Source organism: Lacticaseibacillus sp. 30 (genome assembly GCF_053819265.1).
The window spans coordinates 1-1,695 of the sequence record NZ_JBSOQX010000061.1; the positions used below are offsets into that span (position 1 = coordinate 1).

At 51.8% G+C, this 1,695-nt stretch carries 1 rRNA gene; it reads left to right on the top strand.

Annotated features, from left to right (window positions below):
- Positions 1-62: 62 nt before the first annotated feature.
- Positions 63-1,632: ribosomal RNA gene (locus tag ACWPAB_RS15220) — 16S ribosomal RNA — on the top strand.
- Positions 1,633-1,695 lie beyond the last annotated feature (63 nt).

Here is a 1,695-nt window from a genome sequence, read left to right on the forward strand (position 1 = left end):
AAGTAACATTTGCGAAGTCAATTCGCTAGAACAACAAATCGAGCTATTCGAACAGCTCATATTTATATGAGAGTTTGATCCTGGCTCAGGATGAACGCTGGCGGCGTGCCTAATACATGCAAGTCGAACGAGTTCTCGTTGATGATCGGTGCTTGCACCGAGATTCAACATGGAACGAGTGGCGGACGGGTGAGTAACACGTGGGTAACCTGCCCTTAAGTGGGGGATAACATTTGGAAACAGATGCTAATACCGCATAGATCCAAGAACCGCATGGTTCTTGGCTGAAAGATGGCGTAAGCTATCGCTTTTGGATGGACCCGCGGCGTATTAGCTAGTTGGTGAGGTAATGGCTCACCAAGGCGATGATACGTAGCCGAACTGAGAGGTTGATCGGCCACATTGGGACTGAGACACGGCCCAAACTCCTACGGGAGGCAGCAGTAGGGAATCTTCCACAATGGACGCAAGTCTGATGGAGCAACGCCGCGTGAGTGAAGAAGGCTTTCGGGTCGTAAAACTCTGTTGTTGGAGAAGAATGGTCGGCAGAGTAACTGTTGTCGGCGTGACGGTATCCAACCAGAAAGCCACGGCTAACTACGTGCCAGCAGCCGCGGTAATACGTAGGTGGCAAGCGTTATCCGGATTTATTGGGCGTAAAGCGAGCGCAGGCGGTTTTTTAAGTCTGATGTGAAAGCCCTCGGCTTAACCGAGGAAGCGCATCGGAAACTGGGAAACTTGAGTGCAGAAGAGGACAGTGGAACTCCATGTGTAGCGGTGAAATGCGTAGATATATGGAAGAACACCAGTGGCGAAGGCGGCTGTCTGGTCTGTAACTGACGCTGAGGCTCGAAAGCATGGGTAGCGAACAGGATTAGATACCCTGGTAGTCCATGCCGTAAACGATGAATGCTAGGTGTTGGAGGGTTTCCGCCCTTCAGTGCCGCAGCTAACGCATTAAGCATTCCGCCTGGGGAGTACGACCGCAAGGTTGAAACTCAAAGGAATTGACGGGGGCCCGCACAAGCGGTGGAGCATGTGGTTTAATTCGAAGCAACGCGAAGAACCTTACCAGGTCTTGACATCTTTTGATCACCTGAGAGATCAGGTTTCCCCTTCGGGGGCAAAATGACAGGTGGTGCATGGTTGTCGTCAGCTCGTGTCGTGAGATGTTGGGTTAAGTCCCGCAACGAGCGCAACCCTTATGACTAGTTGCCAGCATTTAGTTGGGCACTCTAGTAAGACTGCCGGTGACAAACCGGAGGAAGGTGGGGATGACGTCAAATCATCATGCCCCTTATGACCTGGGCTACACACGTGCTACAATGGATGGTACAACGAGTTGCGAGACCGCGAGGTCAAGCTAATCTCTTAAAGCCATTCTCAGTTCGGACTGTAGGCTGCAACTCGCCTACACGAAGTCGGAATCGCTAGTAATCGCGGATCAGCACGCCGCGGTGAATACGTTCCCGGGCCTTGTACACACCGCCCGTCACACCATGAGAGTTTGTAACACCCGAAGCCGGTGGCGTAACCCTTTTAGGGAGCGAGCCGTCTAAGGTGGGACAAATGATTAGGGTGAAGTCGTAACAAGGTAGCCGTAGGAGAACCTGCGGCTGGATCACCTCCTTTCTAAGGAAACAGACTGAAAGTCTGACGGAAACCTGCACACACGAAACTTTGTTTAGTTTTGAG